At 61.6% G+C, this 14318-nt stretch carries 12 protein-coding genes; 8 read left to right on the top strand and 4 right to left on the bottom strand.

The features are described from left to right. Nucleotides 1–31 precede the first annotated feature (31 nt). Both znuC and E4656_RS08140 read left to right on the top strand, forming a co-directional pair. On the top strand, nt 32–844 hold the full coding sequence (gene znuC / locus E4656_RS08145; RefSeq protein ID WP_240753936.1) for a zinc ABC transporter ATP-binding protein ZnuC: 813 nt from the start codon (nt 32–34) through the stop codon (nt 842–844). Continuing rightward, the gene (locus E4656_RS08140; RefSeq protein WP_135482700.1) at nt 837–1637 is read left to right on the top strand and encodes a metal ABC transporter permease; all 801 of its coding nucleotides are present in this window, start codon (nt 837–839) and stop codon (nt 1635–1637) included. Before znuC ends, E4656_RS08140 begins: the two co-directional genes overlap by 8 nt. A gap of 611 nt (nt 1638–2248) precedes the next feature. Here the strand turns inward: E4656_RS08140 and htpX are convergent. The 3 genes from htpX to ettA all read right to left on the bottom strand — a co-directional run bounded on the left by htpX (nt 2249) and on the right by ettA (nt 6135). Further along, entirely contained in the window at nt 2249–3106 is an 858-nt protein-coding gene (htpX, locus tag E4656_RS08135; protein ID WP_135482699.1) for a protease HtpX, read from the bottom strand. Between the two features lie 106 nt (nt 3107–3212). Next, nucleotides 3213–4139 (bottom strand): Ppx/GppA phosphatase family protein, encoded by a 927-nt coding sequence (locus E4656_RS08130; RefSeq protein ID WP_135482698.1) that lies wholly within the window; start codon nt 4137–4139, stop codon nt 3213–3215. Nucleotides 4140–4479: 340 nt separating this feature from the next. Continuing rightward, on the bottom strand, nt 4480–6135 hold the full coding sequence (gene ettA, locus E4656_RS08125; protein ID WP_135482697.1) for an energy-dependent translational throttle protein EttA: 1656 nt from the start codon (nt 6133–6135) through the stop codon (nt 4480–4482). Nucleotides 6136–6387: 252 nt separating this feature from the next. On the opposite strand from ettA, the gene glyA reads away from it, so the two are divergent. Next, on the top strand, nt 6388–7656 hold the full coding sequence (glyA, locus tag E4656_RS08120) for a serine hydroxymethyltransferase (protein WP_135482696.1): 1269 nt from the start codon (nt 6388–6390) through the stop codon (nt 7654–7656). Between the two features lie 162 nt (nt 7657–7818). On the opposite strand, the gene yhbY is transcribed toward glyA, so the two are convergent. Next, nucleotides 7819–8130, bottom strand: a complete 312-nt coding sequence (gene yhbY, locus E4656_RS08115) for a ribosome assembly RNA-binding protein YhbY (protein WP_135482695.1) — start codon at nt 8128–8130, stop codon at nt 7819–7821. A 75-nt stretch (nt 8131–8205) separates the two neighbouring features. Here yhbY and rlmE point away from each other — a divergent pair, with 75 nt between their 5' ends. From rlmE to tpiA, 5 genes are all read left to right on the top strand, one after another. Further along, nucleotides 8206–8961: a 23S rRNA (uridine(2552)-2'-O)-methyltransferase RlmE gene (gene rlmE / locus E4656_RS08110; protein WP_240753935.1), complete on the top strand. Its 756-nt coding sequence runs from the start codon at nt 8206–8208 to the stop codon at nt 8959–8961. 189 nt (nt 8962–9150) lie between these two features. After that, a complete protein-coding gene (gene ftsH / locus E4656_RS08105; RefSeq protein ID WP_135482693.1) occupies nt 9151–11175 on the top strand; it encodes an ATP-dependent zinc metalloprotease FtsH in 2025 nt (674 codons plus the stop codon). A gap of 94 nt (nt 11176–11269) precedes the next feature. After that, complete coding sequence (gene folP, locus E4656_RS08100; protein WP_240753934.1) at nt 11270–12130, top strand: dihydropteroate synthase; 861 nt, start codon at nt 11270–11272, stop codon at nt 12128–12130. After that, the gene (glmM, locus tag E4656_RS08095; protein WP_135482692.1) at nt 12127–13467 is read left to right on the top strand and encodes a phosphoglucosamine mutase; all 1341 of its coding nucleotides are present in this window, start codon (nt 12127–12129) and stop codon (nt 13465–13467) included. Before folP ends, glmM begins: the two co-directional genes overlap by 4 nt. A gap of 87 nt (nt 13468–13554) precedes the next feature. Beyond that, nucleotides 13555–14310 carry a triose-phosphate isomerase gene (gene tpiA / locus E4656_RS08090; RefSeq protein WP_135482691.1) on the top strand — a complete coding sequence of 252 codons (756 nt, stop codon included), beginning with the start codon at nt 13555–13557 and terminating at the stop codon, nt 14308–14310. Nucleotides 14311–14318: the final 8 nt, after the last annotated feature.

Genomic DNA, 14318 nt, shown 5'->3' with positions numbered 1-14318 from the left:
TGACGGGGGTGAAGGCGCCCCGGAGTGTCTTGTGTCGGCGGGTCTTTGCCTGCATCATGCCGACATGACCCGACGCAAGCACAACAAACCGTCCGACACCGAGCCGCTGGTGGCCCTGCATGGCGTCAGCCTGAGCAAGGGCGGCCGGGCCGTGCTGGATCAGGTGTCGCTGAGTGTGCCGCCGCGGCGCATCATCACCGTGGTGGGCCCCAATGGCGCCGGCAAGACCACGCTGCTGCGGGTTCTGCTCGGCCTGGAAGCTCCCGACAGCGGCACGGTGCGTCGCCAGCCGGGGCTCAATGTCGGCTATATGCCGCAGCGCCTGCCACTGAATCAGCTCTTTCCGGTGACGGTGCGGCGCTTCATGAACCTGCAGGGGCGACCGGGCCGCACGGCGGTGGTCGATGCGCTCGAGCTGACCGGGGTCGGGCATCTGCAGCAGCGGCCGCTGGCAGGGTTGTCGGGCGGTGAGCTGCAGCGCGTGCTGCTGGCCCGTGCCATCGTGCAGAAACCCGACCTGCTGGTGCTGGACGAACCGGTGCAGGGCGTCGATTTCATGGGGGAAGCGGCCCTGTATCGCCTGATTCATTCACTCAAGGAGAGTCTGGACTGCAGCGTACTGATGGTGTCCCACGATCTGCATGTGGTCATGGCGGCGACCGACCAGGTGATCTGCCTGAACCATCATGTGTGTTGCGAGGGCACGCCGGAAACGGTCGAGTCGCACCCGGATTTCGTACAGATTTTCGGGCCGCGCGATGCCGAGACGCTCGGTGTCTATCATCACCAGCATTCCCATCATCATGATCTGAGCGAGCAGGGAGGCCCGGCTGCCCGTGACTGAACTCTGGCTGCTGCCATTGCTGGCCGGTTGCGGACTGATGCTGCTGGCGGCACCGCTGGGAAGTCTGCTGGTGTGGCAGCGCATGGCATTCTTTGGTGATGCGCTGGCCCATGCGTCGCTGCTGGGAGTTGGCATAGGCCTGCTGTTTTTCTGGTCGCCGCTGGCCGGGGCCATGCTGGGCACGGTGCTGTTTGCCGTATTGCTGTGGCGGGCCGAGCAGGTGCGCAGCCTGGCCGGGGATACCTGGCTGGGGGTGTTGTCTCACGGCAGCATGGCCTTGGGGCTGCTGCTGGTCTATGGCTATGCGCCGCCGGGGGTGAATCTGAGTGCGCTGCTGATCGGTGATGTGCTGGGTGTTACGCTGGCCGATCTGTGGGCGCTGGCGGTGGTGCTGGTTGTGGGGCTGGGCTGGCTGTTCTGGCGCTGGCGCGACTTGATGCTGAGCGTGCTGTCGCCGGAACTGGCGCAAGCGGAGGGGGTGCGGCTGTCCATGCTGCGCGCCCAGTTCATGGTGCTGCTGGCGCTGGTGGTGGCGCTGGCCATTCAGTGGATCGGGGTGCTGCTGATTTCGTCCCTGTTGCTGATTCCGGCAGCAGCGGCCCGCGCCTGGAGCCGCGAGCCGGAGCATATGGTGGCCGGTGCGGTGCTGATCGGGATGCTGGCGGTGGTGCTGGGTATCAGTGCTTCCTGGCAGTGGGACTGGCCGACCGGGCCCGCCATCGTGGTGGTGGCGCTGGGGCTCTTCTGCCTGCTCTGGGGCGCCGCCCGACTGCTGCCCCGGCTGGCGCCCTGACTCTTTTCCTTCGCCCAGATGCTTTATCTTTTGTGCCCTGCCGCCGAGGTCGGGGTACCGGGTGCACAGACACGCAAAAACGTCGTCCCTGACAGCTCGACTGCGCAGAGTATCAGGCCCGTCCCTGGGCCTGACCCTGCGGGCTCGCTGCGCTCGTGCAAAATTGCTCCCGGCAATTTTGTCCCTGTGCGTCGACGGTCTGTGCACCCGGTACCCACTCCTGGCGGCAGTCACGCTCAAGCCACCTGGCTTGTTTGTAGAGAGCGACGCAAGTCGCGACAGACGGTGCCAGCCGCCCATCTTGCAGGGCCTGCCGGCCCCAGTCGCGACTTGCGTCGCTCGCTATAAATTCGGCTTGCGCCTCATTATCGGGACTCGCGTCCCTCGCTACATAACTCTCGCCAGACATTTGCTACGGTACGGCTACACTGAAAAGAGGCACTGATGGTGTGGCCGCCGGGCTGCGGATCAGGGCATCCAGCCAACAGGCGGTCCCTCTAAGCGCCACCAGTCAAGCGGTATTCTCACAGGGCCTGTACCCGAGCCTGGCGACGGTCCGATTGGCAGTTCATCAGGCGGTCCCTCGAAACGCTACCAGGCGAAAGCGGCTGTCAAAGCCGCTGCAGCGCCGCGATGCGGTCGTCGAGGCTGGGGTGGGTGGCCAGCAGCTCCCGGCCCTTGCCGAGAATACCGAACGCCACCAGGTTGCCCTCCAGCTCGGTTTCCTTGCTGCCCTTCAGCCGCTGCAGCGCCGCAATCATCTTGTCCTTGCCCACCAGCCGTGCCGAACCCGCATCTGCCGCGTACTCGCGCTTGCGGGAGAACCAGTGCACCACCACGCTGGCCAGCAGCCCGAAGATCACCTCCAGCACCATCACCACCGCGATATAGCCGAAGAAACCCAGGCCCTGCCCATTGCGGCCGCCCAGAGCATTGCTCACCAGGTTGGCCACAATGCGCGCGAAGAAGATCACAAAGGTATTCACCACACCCTGAATCAGGGTCAATGTCACCATGTCACCATTGGCGATGTGGGCCACCTCGTGCGCCAACACCGCCTCCTGTTCGTCGCGCTGCATGTTTTGCAGCAGGCCGGCACTGACCGCGACCAGAGCATCATCACGCTTGGCGCCGGTGGCAAAGGCGTTGATTTCCTGACCGCCATAGACGGCCACCGAAGGCATGCCGATATTGGCTTCCTTCGCCAGCCGCGCCACGGTCTGCATCAGCCACTGCTCATCGGCGGTACGCGGCTGCTCGATCACCCGGGCGCCGGTCGCCTTGATGGCCATCTTCTTGGACAGCAGCAGCGAAATGAAGGAGCCGCCCATGCCGAACATGGCGGCAAACACCAGCAGCAGGCCGGTGCCTTCGAGGCGAACGCCGAACAGCGGCAGCACGATATTGGTAAAAATGCCGAAGGTGACGATGATGCCGATGTTGGTCAGGATAAACAGCATGATGCGCATGACAGGTACTCCGTAAAATCACATAACTGAAGGGCTTATAGGGGCAGGGTGTGTCGATTTCAAGCGCTTTTCCTGCCTGGATACACAGGCTGCGAGCGCTCGGTGATCAGGGCTCGGGGGGTCGGGACTGCATTAGTTCGACAATGATGCCCTCGCGCAGGGCCCGTGTGGACAGGCTCATGACATCAATGTCGAGCCAGGCAAATACCTCGGACATGATCACATAGCCGCCGGGGAACACATGCGTGCGCCGGATATTCAGGTTCAGCACATGGCTGAGCTGGTCGATGTTCTGTACCTGCCACAGTACAGGCTCAATGCGGTCCAGACCCTGGCGGGTAATGTCACCATTGGACAGGTGCAGGGAGCGCAGTACCCAGCTCAGACTCTTGGCCGTGCCGGAAGAGGCCACGGCACTGACCTGGGAGCCCAGCGTCATGGGCTCATGCAGATGCCGGCGCAGCGCCGTGCGCACGTGCTCGCGGGCCTGATTCAGGTCGCGCTGGCTGATGCGGTGGGCGGAGAAAAAGGCCGACGACAGCGAAGCGCTGCCCATGTCGAGACTGGCCGCAAGGGCGATGTCCTGACCGCTGCCCAGCACGATCTCGGTACTGCCGCCGCCGATATCGACCACCAGACGCTCACTCTGACTCAGACCCCAGGTGGCGCCGAGATAGATCAGGCGGGCTTCGTCCTCGCCGGTCAGGATGTCGATGGGCACACCCAGGGTGGTTTCGGCTTCCTGCAGGAATTCGGCATCATGGCGCAGCAGGCGAAAGGCGCTGGTGCCGACTGCACGAATGCCGGTGATCTGATGGCGGTCGAGTACCTGACGAAACTGGCTCAGGCAGCGCAGCGCGCGGCGCCGGGTTTCCGGGCGCAGGCGTCGGGTTTCGGGGTGGATGCCGTTGCTGAGGCGCACGATCTCGCGGTGTGCATCCACGGAGGCCAGATTATCTCCCTGGGGAGACATGATCACCAGATGGAACGAATTTGCTCCCAGATCAATGGCGGCGTAGTGGTCAGCAGGCATAAAATAGTGTCGTCTCAACTCAGAGACAAATATAACAGGGGGGGTATGAAATAAACAGCAGCGAGAGTGCGCTGTGAGCGGTCTGGCGAGGATTCATGACAGGCAAAAGTCCCCGGCCATCCGTGGCCTGGCGCGATCCGTCCAATAGAAGAAGGGGTTGATTCAGACAGTCCTGGCCGATCCATCGGATGAGTCCGTGCGGTTGCTTACACTGCCCTGTGTGGCTCCATGCATTCCGTATCCTGAATCGGGGTCTACTATACGGGGTTGGCCGGGGTGTGCCGAGAGGCTATCCGCCCGATCCCGTGTAAGCAATTTCCTACACGGGTCGGGCTTGCCCCTATTGCAGGCGCTTGTACTTGATGCGTTTCGGCCCCTGATCTCCGGTACGCTTGCGATGGTCGGCCTCGTAATCGGTAAAGTTGCCCTCGAAGAAGGTCACCTGGCTGTCGCCTTCGTAGGCCAGAATATGGGTGGCCACACGGTCGAGGAACCAGCGATCGTGCGAGATGATCATCACGCAGCCCGGGAAGGCCAGCAGTGCCTCCTCCAGCGCCCGCAGCGTCTCCACATCCAGATCATTGGTCGGTTCATCGAGCAGCAGCACATTGCCGCCGCTTTTCAGCAGCTTGGCCAGGAACAGGCGATTGCGCTCACCGCCGGACAGATCTCGCACATATTTCTGCTGGTCGCTGCCCTTGAAGTTGAAGCGGCCGAGATAGGCCCGTGACGGAATCTCGTAGGTGCCGACCTGAATGATGTCGTGGCCATCGGAGATTTCTTCCCAGGCCGTTTTGCTGTCGTCCAGATCACGCATCTGGCCAATGTGCGACAGTTCCACGGTGTCACCGATGGTTACCGTGCCGGCATCGGGCTGTTCCTTGCCGGCCAGCATGTTGAACAGCGTTGATTTGCCGGCGCCGTTGCCGCCGATGATGCCGACAATGCTGCCCGGCGGGACCGAGAAGCTGAGATCCTCAAACAGCAGCTTGTCATCGTAGGCCTTGCGCAGGCCCTCGACCTCGATAACCTTGTCACCCAGGCGCGGGCCGGGCGGGATATAGATCTCGTTGGTTTCGTTGCGCTGTTGGAATTCGCGCGAGTTCATCTCTTCGAACTGCTTCAGGCGGGCCTTGGACTTGGCCTGACGCCCCTTGGCATTCTGCCGCACCCACTCCAGCTCGGCCTTGATGGCCTTTTCATGCGACTGCTGTTGCTTGCTTTCCTGCGCCAGGCGGGCTTCCTTCTGTTCCAGCCAGGAAGAATAGTTGCCCTGCCAGGGAATGCCGTGCCCGCGGTCCAGTTCCAGAATCCAGCCGGCCACATTGTCGAGGAAATAGCGGTCGTGGGTGATGGCCACCACGGTGCCGTTGAACTCGTGCAGGAAGCGCTCCAGCCAGGCCACGCTTTCCGCGTCCAGGTGGTTGGTCGGCTCGTCCAGCAGCAGCATGTCCGGGTTGGACATCAGCAGGCGGCACAGCGCCACGCGCCGGCGCTCACCACCGGACAACTGGTCAACGCTCTGTTCCCAGGGCGGCAGACGCAGGGCATCGGCGGCCACTTCCAGCTTGCGCTCCAGGTCATGGGCGTCGGTGGCGGCGAGTATGCCTTCGAGACGGTTCTGCTCCTTGGCCAGCGCATCGAAATCGGCATCGGGCTCGGCATAGGCAGCGTACACCTCGTTCAGCCGATCCTGCGCATTGCGGATTTCCGCCAGGGCCTCTTCCACGGTGTCACGTACTGTCTTGCCCGGGGTGAGCTCCGGCTCCTGTGGCAGATAGCCGATGTTGAGGTCATTCTGGGGGCGGGCTTCGCCAATGTAATCCTGGTCTACCCCGGCCATGATGCGCAGCAGGGTGGACTTGCCCGAACCGTTCAGACCCAGCACACCGATCTTGGCGCCCGGGAAAAAGCTGAGCGAAATGTCCTTGAGAATCTCTTTCTTGGGGGGAACCACCTTCCCCACGCGATTCATGGTGTAGACGTACTGTGCCATACAGTCCTCTGCTAACTGTTGATGATCGATTATGGGGCGAGAGTGTACATGACTGAAGCGGTACAGGCACTCCGCGCGACACGGTCGGCAGGGGTCTGGCCGTCCGGGTGCTGCAAATTAAATTCAACAGCCCATGAGTTATTATCAGGTGACAAGGTGCCGGCCGGACGGTTTAATGCGCCGCAGAATCCGAAAGCCGGACACGCAGGCACTGACACTTATTCAGATACTGACACCAAGGGAGTCTTCTACATGTTCAAAACCTCTATGCGCATTGCGGATTATGATGCCGATCTGTGGGCCGCGATGGAAGGCGAGCGGCACCGTCAGGAAGAGCATATCGAACTGATCGCATCCGAGAACTACACCAGTCCGCGGGTGATGGAGGCGCAGGGCTCCCAACTGACCAACAAGTATGCCGAGGGCTACCCCGGCAAGCGCTATTACGGCGGCTGTGAATATGTCGATGTGGTGGAGAATCTGGCCATCGAGCGGGCCCGGAAGCTGTTCGGTGCCGGCTATGCCAATGTACAGCCGCACTCCGGCTCGCAGGCCAATGCGGCTGTCTACATGGCGCTGTGCAAACCGGGCGACACCATTCTGGGCATGAGTCTGGCGCATGGCGGTCACCTGACGCACGGGGCCTCGGTATCTTTTTCCGGTCGCATCTACAATGCGGTCCAGTACGGCCTCAATGCGGCCACCGGCGAAATCGACTATGACGAAGTAGAGCGTCTGGCGCTGGAGCACCGGCCGCGCATGATCGTGGCCGGTTTCTCGGCCTATTCGCGGGTGATTGACTGGGCCCGTTTCCGTGAGATTGCTGACAAGGTGGAGGCCTGGCTGCTGGTCGACATGGCCCATGTGGCTGGCCTGGTGGCGGCCGATGTCTACCCGAGCCCGGTGCCCTATGCCGATGTGGTCACGACCACCACGCACAAGACGCTGGGCGGCCCGCGCGGCGGCCTGATTCTGGCGCGTGAAGACGAAGAGCTGAACAAGAAGTTGAACTTTGCCGTGTTCCCGGAGAGCCAGGGTGGCCCGCTGATGCACGTGATTGCGGCCAAGGCCGTGTGCTTCCGTGAAGCCATGGAAGACGACTTCCGCGCCTACCAGCAGCAGGTGGTCGCCAATGCCCGGGCCATGGCCGGTACCTTTATCGAGCGCGGTATCAATATTGTGTCCGGCGGCACGGATGACCACCTGTTCCTGGTCGACCTGATCGGCAAGGACTACACCGGCAAGGACGCGGATGCAGCTCTGGGTGAAGCCAATATCACCGTCAACAAAAATGCGGTGCCCAACGACCCGCGTTCACCCTTCGTGACCTCCGGGCTGCGCATCGGCACACCCGCCATTACCCGGCGCGGTTTCCGCGAACAGGAATGTCGCGACCTCACGCACTGGATCTGCGATGTGCTGGCAGGCCTGGAGCAGGGCGACGCGGCCGAAGCCATCGCCAGCGCCAAGGCCAAAGTGCTGAAGATCTGTGCGGATTATCCGGTATATCGGGCGGATTGATTGTTAGTCGACAGTGGATTTTAGTCGACAGTAGACAGTGGGTGTTAGTCGACAGATGACGGTCGACAGTAGACAGTGAGAGTTTGACAGTCCTCGGTGGTTTGGCAACGTTTCTACCGTCTACCGTCTACCGTCTACCGTCTACCGTCTACCGTCTACCGTCTACCTGACGTTGCTCTTCTTCGGATCGGCCTTGGGGTTGCGTCTGTACAGCAGCGCTATCTTGCCGATACTGGCAACCAGCTCACAGCGGGTTTCGGCCGTCACATAGTCGATGACGGGCTGGCGGTCGTCGCGCTCTCCGGCAGCAATTTTCAGCTTGATCAGTTCGTGATCGGTCAGGGCACGGTCCAGCTCCGCCAGCACCCCCTCGGTAACGCCGTTGCCGCCGATGGTGACAATGGGTTTGAGATCGTGGCCGATACCACGCAGGCGCTTCTTGTCTTCCGAGGTCAGGGGTTTGCGGGCCGCCATGGGTGAGGTCTACTCCTGTCGCATTGAATTGGGGTAAGGCTCCGGCTCTGCCTGCAGTGCCGGAGCAGGCCAGAAATGGTATCATTAGTCATCGATCGGGTCTTTAACGAAACTATGGCAAAACAGCATCGAGGGCGGGAGCGGCGTACCGGCCGATCAGGCCAGGCAACGGCAGAGCAGGCACAGGTCAAGACCAGCGGGGCGGGGCGGTCCAAGTCCAGCGCCGGCTGGCTGGACGAGCACTTTTCCGATCCGTATGTCAAACAATCGCAAATCGATGGCTATCGCTCGCGTGCGAGCTATAAGCTTCTCGAGCTTAACGAGCGTGACCGCCTGTTTCGTCCCGGGCAGGTGGTGCTGGATCTGGGCGCCGCCCCTGGTGGATGGTCGCAGGTGGCCGCGCAGCTTGTGGGCGATGCGGGCATGGTCGTTGCTTCTGATATTCTGCCCATGGATGCTGTTGCCGGCGTTCGGTTCGTGCAGGGTGACTTCACGGACAACGATGTCTATGCAGCCATTGTCGATGCGCTCGAAGGTCGCCCCGCAGACCTTGTAATCTCGGACATGGCCCCCAACATGAGCGGTATGGCCGCGATTGATCAGCCAGCGGCCATGTATCTGGCAGAACTGGCCCTGGATATGGCTCAGCAGGTACTGAAACCGGGTGGTACCCTGGTCGCCAAGGTGTTTCAGGGCGAAGGTTTTGATGCTGTCCTGCAGGCGTGCCGGCAGCAGTTCCGGCGCGTGGTTACCCGCAAGCCGGAAGCTTCCCGGGCACGCTCGCGTGAAGTCTACCTGGTGGCTCAGGATCTGAAACAGGGTCCGGAGTAACCAGCCGGGCCGCAATGATGGGCCCGCTGCCTGACGGAAAGTCTGGTCGGGTCGTACATTTGTTACGTATTGCTCACTAATGGTGGCGATAGCGTAAGCACAGTTAACCCGTAACGGGTGGATATGATATTTTGTCTCCACCTAAAAGTGAGGAGTCACGCTGCCTCCCACAGGAGAGCGTTAATCAATATGGCTAGAAATCTGATTTTGTGGATTGTGATCGCAGTGGTGTTGCTGACTGTGTTCAACAATTTCCCATCCGAGCCGGCAGGGCAACAGCTGTCCTATTCGCAATTCATGCAGCAGGTGGAGCGCGATCAGATCCGACGTGTCACCATCTCCGGTACGGATATCGAGGGGGTGCGTGCCGATGGCTCCCGCTTCACGACCACCAGCCCCTACATGATTCTGGGGCAGGATGTGGTCGACCGGCTGATGGATGCCGGGGTGGAAGTCGAAGCGCGAGCACCCGAGCAGCAGAGCGTCTGGACGCAACTGCTGATTGCCAGCTTTCCGATTCTGATCATCATTCTGGTCTTTCTCTTCTTCATGCGTCAGATGCAGGGCGGCGCCGGTGGCAAGGGCGGCCCGATGAGTTTTGGCAAGTCCAAGGCCAAGCTGCTCAGTGAAGATCAGGTCAAGACCACGTTCTCTGATGTTGCCGGTGTGGAAGAGGCCAAGGACGACGTCGCCGAACTGGTGTCGTTCCTGCGCGACCCCGGCAAGTACCAGCGCCTGGGCGGTACCATTCCGCGCGGCGTCTTGATGGTGGGTCCTCCCGGTACCGGTAAAACCTTGCTGGCCAAGGCCATTGCCGGTGAGGCCAAGGTGCCGTTCTTCTCCATTTCCGGTTCCGACTTCGTGGAAATGTTCGTTGGTGTCGGCGCCTCACGGGTGCGCGACATGTTCGAACAGGCCAAGAAGCAGGCGCCCTGTATTGTTTTTATCGACGAAATCGATGCCGTTGGCCGCAGCCGTGGCGTCGGCATTGGCGGCGGCAACGATGAGCGCGAACAGACGCTGAATCAGCTGCTGGTCGAAATGGATGGTTTTGAAGCCAATGACGGCATCATCATTATCGCCGCCACCAACCGCCCCGATGTGCTTGACCCGGCACTGCTGCGTCCGGGCCGTTTTGACCGTCAGGTCACGGTCGGGCTGCCGGATATTCGCGGCCGGGAGCAGATCCTCAAGGTGCACATGCGCAAGGTGCCGCTGGCGGACAACGTGGAGCCGAAGATCATTGCCCGCGGCACGCCCGGCTTCTCCGGTGCCGACCTGCAGAATCTGGTCAACGAGGCCGCCCTGTTTGCAGCGCGCTCCAACAAGCGCGTGGTCAGCATGGAAGAGTTTGACCGCGCCAAGGACAAGATCATGATGGGCGCCGAGCGCAAGTCCATGGTCATGTCGGACAAGGAGCGTACCAATACCGCTTATCACGAATCGGGCCACGCCATCATCGGGCGTCTGGTGCCGAGCCATGATCCGGTCTACAAAGTCAGCATCATACCGCGCGGACGCGCGCTCGGTGTGACCATGTTCCTGCCGGAGGAAGATCGCTACAGCCTGACCAAGGAAGGGCTCGAGAGCCAGATCTGTTCACTCTACGGTGGGCGTCTGGCGGAAGAGTTGATCAATGGTGCCGATCAGGTCACCACCGGGGCTTCCAATGATATCGAGCGGGCCACCAAGCTGGCGCGCAACATGGTGACCAAGTGGGGCCTGAGCGAGAAGCTGGGTCCGCTGATGTACGAAGAAGAGCAGCCGGACTACTATCAGCAGGGCACAAAGATGTCGCCGGAAACCCAGCGTGCCGTGGATGCCGAGGTGCGCGAAATCTGTGACCGCTGTTATGCGCGCGCCAAGCAGTTGCTGGAAGAAAACCGCGACAAGCTGGAACTGATGAAGGACGCGCTGCTCGAATACGAAACCATTGATTCCGCCCAGATCGATGCCATCATGGAAGGCCGCAAGCCGGGGCCGCCCAGAGACTGGGATGAGTCCGCTGCAGCCAAGGCCAAGGCCGATCGTGAGCGTGCATTGCGGCAGGAGGATGACGATGACGAGCCGATCGGCCGTCAGGATCCGCCGAGCGAAGAGCCGGATGCCACTGATCTGTCCAGTGAGGGCGAAGACCCCGGGCAGGATGATTCCGATGTGGCCGGTGATCACGGCCCAAGACCAGAGGATGGCGGCGAGCCACGGCGTGACTGAGTAGCGCCGTATACAGGATGTGATCTTCAGGGCGGCCGGCTGGGCCGCCTTTTTCGTTGTTTGACCGGATGGCCGAGAGGCAGAGGTGGACTGCGTGGAACTGGAGCAGGGTGGTCGCAGGCTGAGCCTGGAGCGGCCCAGAGTCATGGGGGTGTTGAATGTCACGCCCGATTCATTCAGTGACGGTGGGCGCTTTCATGCGCCGGATCAAGCCTTGGACCAGGCGGCACAGATGGTCGCGGCCGGGGTGGATATAGTTGATATTGGTGGTGAGTCGACCCGCCCCGGAGCCGCGCCGGTATCCGAGCAGCAGGAACTGGATCGTGTCCTGCCGGTGCTGGAGGGCTTGCGCCAGCGTTTTGATGTATGGATCTCGGTGGATACCAGTTCACCCGCAGTGATGCGGGCGGCGGCAACTGCCGGCGCCGACATGCTCAATGACGTGCGCGCCCTGAGCCGCGAAGGGGCTCTGGCGGCTGCCGTTGATACCGGCCTGCCGGTCTGTCTGATGCATATGCAGGGCGAGCCTGCGAACATGCAGAGCGACCCGCGCTATGATGATGTAGTCAACCAGGTGGTAGGCTATCTGACCGAACGTCGGGATGCGGCACTGGCCGCCGGTATTCCGGCCGGGCGCATTGTGCTGGATCCCGGCTTTGGCTTTGGCAAGACACTGGAGCATAATCTGGCTCTGGTGCGTGCCTTGCCGGGGCTGGCAGAGTTGGGTCATCCGCTGTTGGTGGGTTTGTCCCGCAAGTCCATGCTGGGTCGGATTACCGGGCGACCGGTAGATCAGCGTCTGGGGGCCAGCGTCGCCGCCGCACTGCTCTGTGCCCAGCGCGGAGCACAGATCATACGGGTACACGATGTGGCCGAGACCGTGGATGCGCTTGCCGTCTGGCAGGCGGTCATGCGGATTGGCAGTGTTTCAGAGAGCAGGGAGTCAGTTAAGTGAGCAAACGGCAGTACTTTGGCACGGACGGCATTCGCGGCGCGGTTGGCGAACATCCGATCTGCCCGGAATTCATGCTGCGGCTGGGCTGGGCCGCCGGGCGGGTATTTGCCCGGCAGGGTAAGAGCCGGATCCTGATTGGCAAGGACACCCGAATATCAGGCTACATGTTCGAGTCTGCCCTGGAAGCCGGCCTGTCTGCTGCCGGGGTCGATATTCTGCTGCTCGGACCTCTGCCGACCCCCGCGATCGCCTACCTGACGCAGACGTTCAACTGCGATGCCGGCATTGTGATCTCGGCTTCGCACAACCCGCATGAAGACAATGGCATCAAGTTCTTTGGACCGGAAGGCATGAAGCTGTCCGACGAAGTTGAAAAGGCCATTGAACAGGAACTGAAAAAGCCGATGGTCACGGTGCCCTCGGCAGAACTCGGCAAGGCGCATCGTATCTCCGATGCCGTCGGGCGTTATGTGGAATTTTGCAAAAGCACGGCACCGGGCCTGTCGCTGCGCGGCAAGCGCCTCGTCCTGGACTGCGCCCACGGCGCTACCTATGACGTGGGTCCCAAGGTGTTCCGGGAGCTCGGCGGTGATGTCACCTGTATCGGCTGCGCGCCCAACGGCCTCAATATCAACCGCGATGTCGGCTCTACCAGCCCCAAGGCACTGCAGTCGGAAGTGCTGGCGCAGAGCGCCGATCTGGGTATCGCCTTCGATGGTGATGGTGATCGGGTGCTGATGGTTGATCACGAGGGTCGGTTGCTTGATGGTGATGAGCTGCTGTATATCATGGCGCGTGATCTCAAGCGCCGGGGCCGCCTCAGCGGTGGCGTGGTCAGCACGCTGATGGCCAATATGGGCCTGGAAGTGGCACTGCAGCGTGAAGGCATTGAACTGGTGCGCACCCAGGTCGGAGACCGCCATGTCATGGAAGAAATGCAGCAGCGGGGCTGGTGCCTGGGTGGTGAAGGGTCCGGGCATTTGATCTGTGCCCATCGCACCAGTACCGGTGATGGCATTATTGCCGCCCTGCAGGTTCTGCTGGCACTGGAAGAAAGTGGTGCCAGCCTGGCCGAAGCCGCGGCCGGCATGCGCAAGTTCCCGCAAAAGATGATCAACGTACGCGTGGCCGATCGTGATGCGGTGGCCGACAGCGAGTCGGTGCAGCAGGCCGTGGCGCGGGTCGAAGCGGAACTCGGAACCCGGGGCCGTGTACTGCTGCGTCCGTCAGGTACAGAGCCCGTGGTCCGTGTTATGGTCGAAGGTGAAGACGGCGGTCAGGTGCTGGCCCTGTGCGAGCAACTGGCGGCAGAAGTGCAGTCGGCCCTCGGCAGTTGAGGTATCAGGCCGGGCGGGCGCAGTGGTCAGCTTGTGTCCCCGAGTCAAAATGGTTAACATACGCGCCGCATTTTCAGGGGGTTATACATGCGCACACCATTTATCGCAGCAAACTGGAAAATGAACGGAACCCGCTCCGAGGTGGCCGCGTTGCTGGACGGTTTCAAGTCCGGTATCAGCACGGAAAGTCGCCAGGTTGCGGTCTTTGCCCCCTTTGTTTTTCTGCCGGCAGTGCAGGATGCCCTGCAGGGTACCGGCATAGCCTGGGGTGGGCAGAACGCCCACACGGCCGACTCTGGCGCCTATACCGGTGAAACTTCGCTGGCGATGCTGAAAGAGTTTGGTTGCCAGTATGTTCTGGTCGGCCACTCCGAACGCCGGACGCTGTTTGGCGAGACCGATTATATCGTGGCAGACAAGGTTGAAGCCGCACTGGCAGCAGGTGTAACCCCGGTGCTGTGTATCGGTGAAACCCTGCAGGAACGCGAACAGGGTATTACCGGTGAGGTCTGTCGCCGCCAACTGAGCACGGTGCTGGATCAGGTCGGGGTCGAGGGCTTCCGTAAACTGGTGGTGGCCTACGAACCGGTGTGGGCGATCGGTACCGGCAAGACGGCAAGCCCGGAGCAGGCGCAGGAAACGCATGCCGAGTTGCGGGCCTACCTGGCCGAGACAGATGCTGATATGGCGGCGCAGTTGCAGATTTTGTATGGCGGCAGCATGAAGGCGGCCAATGCGGCGGAACTGATGGCGCAGCCCGATATTGATGGTGGCCTGGTGGGCGGCGCCTCCCTGAAAGTGGACGAATTTACCGGCATCTGCAATGCAGCAGCGGCCCGATAAGGTGTAAT

The sequence above is a fragment of the Natronospirillum operosum genome, from assembly GCF_004768465.1.
GTDB lineage: Bacteria > Pseudomonadota > Gammaproteobacteria > Pseudomonadales > Natronospirillaceae > Natronospirillum > Natronospirillum operosum.
Note: the sequence above shows the minus strand (reverse complement) of the source record. Positions and strands in the feature narration are given on the sequence as shown.

Bases quoted from the DNA above. Each gene is read 5' to 3' on its own strand.
- rlmE (WP_240753935.1), top strand. From the start codon at position 8,206: ATGGTATCATTAGTCATCGATCGGGTCTTTAACGAAACTATGGCAAAA.
- htpX (WP_135482699.1), bottom strand. From the start codon at position 3,106: ATGCGCATCATGCTGTTTATCCTGACCAACATCGGCATCATCGTCACC.
- yhbY (WP_135482695.1), bottom strand. From the start codon at position 8,130: ATGGCGGCCCGCAAACCCCTGACCTCGGAAGACAAGAAGCGCCTGCGT.
- glyA (WP_135482696.1), top strand. From the start codon at position 6,388: ATGTTCAAAACCTCTATGCGCATTGCGGATTATGATGCCGATCTGTGG.
- tpiA (WP_135482691.1), top strand. From the start codon at position 13,555: ATGCGCACACCATTTATCGCAGCAAACTGGAAAATGAACGGAACCCGC.
- E4656_RS08130 (WP_135482698.1), bottom strand. From the start codon at position 4,139: ATGCCTGCTGACCACTACGCCGCCATTGATCTGGGAGCAAATTCGTTC.
- ftsH (WP_135482693.1), top strand. From the start codon at position 9,151: ATGGCTAGAAATCTGATTTTGTGGATTGTGATCGCAGTGGTGTTGCTG.
- ettA (WP_135482697.1), bottom strand. From the start codon at position 6,135: ATGGCACAGTACGTCTACACCATGAATCGCGTGGGGAAGGTGGTTCCC.